This window comes from Salinivirga sp. (assembly GCF_035268865.1).
Lineage (GTDB): Bacteria > Bacteroidota > Bacteroidia > Bacteroidales > Salinivirgaceae > Salinivirga.
Genome location: NZ_DATFKB010000129.1, coordinates 1 through 4,268 on the forward strand (window position 1 = coordinate 1; position 4,268 = coordinate 4,268).

At 37.9% G+C, this 4,268-nt stretch carries 5 protein-coding genes; all 5 read left to right on the forward strand.

The features are described from left to right. Positions 1 to 275: YdeI/OmpD-associated family protein (locus VJ937_RS07975; RefSeq protein ID WP_324066368.1), on the forward strand; the 275-nt coding region annotated here is incomplete at its 5' end. 94 nt (positions 276 to 369) lie between these two features. Further along, complete coding sequence (locus tag VJ937_RS07980) at positions 370 to 960, forward strand: Crp/Fnr family transcriptional regulator (RefSeq protein WP_324066369.1); 591 nt, start codon at positions 370 to 372, stop codon at positions 958 to 960. A 79-nt stretch (positions 961 to 1,039) separates the two neighbouring features. Further along, positions 1,040 to 2,506 (forward strand): nitrilase-related carbon-nitrogen hydrolase, encoded by a 1,467-nt coding sequence (locus tag VJ937_RS07985; RefSeq protein ID WP_324066370.1) that lies wholly within the window; start codon positions 1,040 to 1,042, stop codon positions 2,504 to 2,506. Positions 2,507 to 2,759: 253 nt separating this feature from the next. Then, positions 2,760 to 3,764, forward strand: coding sequence for an NAD(P)-dependent alcohol dehydrogenase (locus VJ937_RS07990; RefSeq protein WP_324066371.1), 1,005 nt, complete (start codon positions 2,760 to 2,762; stop codon positions 3,762 to 3,764). 5 nt (positions 3,765 to 3,769) lie between these two features. Beyond that, the coding region (locus tag VJ937_RS07995) for a DUF4386 domain-containing protein (RefSeq protein WP_324066372.1) at positions 3,770 to 4,268 on the forward strand (499 nt) is incomplete at its 3' end.

Below are 4,268 nucleotides of genomic sequence, written 5' to 3' on the forward strand. Positions count from 1 at the left end.
AAGAGGAAGGCTACAAAAGCATTGAAATTGCAAAAGAAAATGGTTCTTGGATAACTTTGGATGGAGTTGAAGAACTTGAAATCCCAGAAGACTTAAAAGAAGAATTTGCAAACTACAAAGGCTCAATGGAATACTTTAATAGTCTAAGTAAGTCTGCTAAAAAGATTTTATTGTACTGGGGCATTTCTGCTAAAAGAAATGAGACTAGAGAAAAGAGAATTATAGAGATAGCAGAAAATGCAAGTAGAAATTTAAAACCAAAACAATTTAGATAGAATAAAAAAGGCTTACATCAGCAGGTAAGTTTTATTGTTCTTTCGTACCTTACAGCAACAAAAATTCACAAAACGTTGCTGTTAATTATACAATATGGATGTCACACAAATCAAAGAATACACAAAACCTATAATAAATAATGTAAGGCCTATATCAGAAGCCTCATTAGATTTAGTCGCCAATTTAATAGAGATAGAAACCTATAAAAAAGGTGACTTGTTTATAGATATGGGAAAGAAAAACAATAAAGAATACTTCGTATTCCAAGGTGTTTGCCGTAGCTTTCTACTTAATCCTGAAGGAGACGAAGTAACCATATCTTATTTTCTTGAGGGCGGTGTAATCTCTCCGAATAAAACGAGAGCAGCTAATCAATTATCTCAACTCAACTTTCAGGCGCTTACAGAACTAACCATAGCCAGTTTGAACGCTGACAAGTTTGAGCAACTAATGATAGATAACCTTGACATACGCGAGTTTGGGAATAAGGTCTTGCAAAATGAACTTCTTGCAAAGGTTGAAAAAGAAATTGGCCTTGCTTCGCTAAACGCTAAAGAAAGGCTTATTCAATTTAGAGAAAAATACCACTTTCTGGAAAATCAAATCTCACATGTTGACATTGCCTCCTATCTGGGAATTACAAATATTTCATTAAGCAGGCTACGTAAAGAACTCACGAAGTAAAATGTCATCCTTTAACAAATGTTAATGGATTCGAAATCAGAATCATCAATCTTTGTTGCGAATTTAAAAACAAAGAAAGATGAAAGATTTAATAACTACTGCAAGAATAGGGTTTAACGTAAATAAAATAAATCCCTTATGGTACCTTGCTATGGGTATTGTTACCATGGCTTTAACACACATGAGCTTCAGTATTGAAATCATGGCGTGGATTTCGAGTGTTCCATTTCTGATTTACCTAAGCTTGACAAAGGGTTGGAAATCACGGCTAACTTTTTCCTTTGCTTTGCTTGTAGCGTGGTCAAGTGTTGTAACAAAAATTGTTACCGATCCTATTCCATTGGTCTTGGTTTTTCTTTATTCCATACCTTTAAGCCTGTTTCATTTACCTGGCTATTTGCTCTGGAGCAAATTTAAAAATCAAAAGAACGCGCTGTTCGTATTTCCTGCTGTAATGGTTATTTTGGAATGGGTTCAATATAGCTTCACGCCATTTGCCAGTTGGGGTATTGCCGCATACACCCAGCACGACAATTTGCCCCTTATTCAAACAGTATCGTTATTTGGGCTAGCCGGATTAAGCTTCCTTATTTATTGGGTGAACGCCTCTATTGCCAACATCATTGTAGAAAGAAAATTGTCGTTTTCAACATTTCAGCTTCCTGCATTAGTGATGTTATTACTTATTGTCTTCGGAGCAGTTCGTTACAACATAAGCAAGACAAAAATAATCGAAACAATAACGGTAGCAGCAATTGGTACAGATTCGGAAGTTAGTGGTTTGCCATTGCCGACTGCAGAAAATAATCAGCGGATTAAAACTTCACTGTTTAACAGAACAAGAATCGCTGCAAAAGGAGGTGCCAAAATAATTTCATGGACCGAAGCATCTACCTTTATCATGCCGGAAGACGAGGCTGAATGGGTTAGCTCACTTCAAGACTTAGCTGCCAAACTTAACATCACCTTAGTTGCTGCTTATGTAGTACCCATATCGATAGAGCCATTAAAATATGAAAATAAGTACCAGTTCATAAACCCGGCAGGTAATATTACACACTCCTACCTGAAGCACGAGCCAGTACCTGGGGAACCAGCGGTAAAAGGGAAATCTCCATTAAAGGTGGCAAAACTGAAAGAAACCAATATAGGTGCTGCTATTTGCTATGATTACGATTTCCCTTATCTGGCCAAAGGCTATGGTGATTTGGACGCCGACATTGTTGTTGTTCCGTCATCGGATTGGAAAGGAATTGACCCGGTGCATACACAAATGGCCTTATTTAGGGGCGTAGAGCAAGGTCATTCCATACTGCGCTCAACACGGTTTGGCCTTTCTGCAGCAATAACTCCTTTTGGTGAAATGACTGCGCAGATGACCAGTTTTTATGATAATGACAAGATTATGTACGGGCACTTATCCACAAAAGGTGTTACTACATTGTATTCAATTATTCATGATACTTTTGTTTTCCTCTGCATCATTTTTGTGCTAATATTTATAGTAGTTTCAATTCGCTCTGGAAAGAACAAGCATTCTGTTTAACTAAAATTGACAATCAAATTGTAGTGAAGCAGAATTTAGCCATGACCTTATGAAACATATAATTTGACCTCGTGTATGTGCGCGAGGTTTTTTGTTGCCGATTAGTATATTAATACTTTTTAGTCCGCAATCATAATTCCGAACACCTTCAACATTTTTCCGAACTTTTATCTTCTTATCCTCCACTACATTTGCTTTGTGATTTCGTTGGAAATCAAATAAGAACGATAGTAAACATTTAAAAATTTATACTATGAAAACGAAAGCAAAAATGATGAAAGCAATTGTCGCTACCGGCTACGGGGCACCGGATGTGCTGAAACTGCAAGACGTGGACAAACCACAACCCAAAGAAAATGAAGTACTGGTAAAAGTTTATGCTGCATCGGCCAGCACTGCCGACGGCATGATACGTACCGGCAAACCTTACTACGCACGTTTAATATTAGGAATCCGGAAACCCAAACACCCTATCCAGGGAACCGGTTTTGCAGGCACTGTGGAAACTGTAGGTAAAAATGTGACCACACTCAAACCCGGCGATCGGGTTTTTGGCGAAACAACTTTTGGATTTAGCACCAACGCCGAATATCTGACTGTTCCTGAAAACGGCGTGATATTGCCGATGCCCGAAAATATGAGTTATGCCGAGGGCACAACCTATTGCGACGGCCATTTAACTTCAATGAATTTCCTGAAAGAAATTGCCCAAATTAAACCCGGGCAAAAAGTTTTGATTAACGGAGCCTCCGGCAGCCTGGGAACTGCGGCTGTGCAAATCGCCAAATATTTTGGAGCCGAAGTAACTGGTGTATCAAGTACACGCAATGTTGGTCTTGTGAAATCGCTGGGTGCCGATCATGTAATTGACTATACAAAAAAAGATTTCACCAATGTGAATGAAACCTACGATGTGGTTTATGATACCATTGGGAAAAGCTCATTCTCAAAAAGTAAAAATATTCTTACAGAAAAGGGACAATATGTATCTCCGGTGCTAAAATTTTCTCTGCTTTTGCAAATGATGCGGACTTCGGTTTTTGGTAAAAAGAAAGCAAAATTCGCTGCCACCGGACTTCGCACCGATGCTGAACTGAAATCATTAATTAATGAACTGCTGGAAATCTTCAAAGAAGGCTGTTTGAAAACAGTTATCGACCGCCAGTACCCATTGGAAAAAGTTGCAGAGGCACACACTTACATTGCTTCAGGGCATAAAAAAGGGAATGTTGTAATTATTGTTGAACAAAAAAATTAGGCAAGATGAAAACGAATAGAAAGTCTACTTTAATCGCAGGAATCGCCTTAATTATTATGGCTGTTGTAGCCGGATTCACTTATGGTTATATCCACAATACACTTGTAATTGCAAATAACCCGGAATCGACCTTTAACAATCTAAAATTAAATGGATTACTATTTCAAGCAGAAATTTTTGGGTGGTTTTTTATTCTCATTCTCGATGTGGTTGTTGCCTTGGCGCTCTATGTTTTTTTCAGAAATGAAAACAAAAAACTTTCACTACTCACCGCAGCACTTCGAATCGTATTCGTATTTATTTTTGGAGTGGCCATATTTAATTTGATACCTGTCCTAAAAATTGTAAATGGAAATATCAGTGAAGTTCAGACGGCAGCCGAACAGATTTTGATATCCCTAAAATCTTTCGAAACCATCTGGTCGTTTGCACTCATCATTTTTGGATTTCACCTTTTGTTGCTTGGAATTCTGGTTCTTCAATCAAAAAACATCCACAATGTGT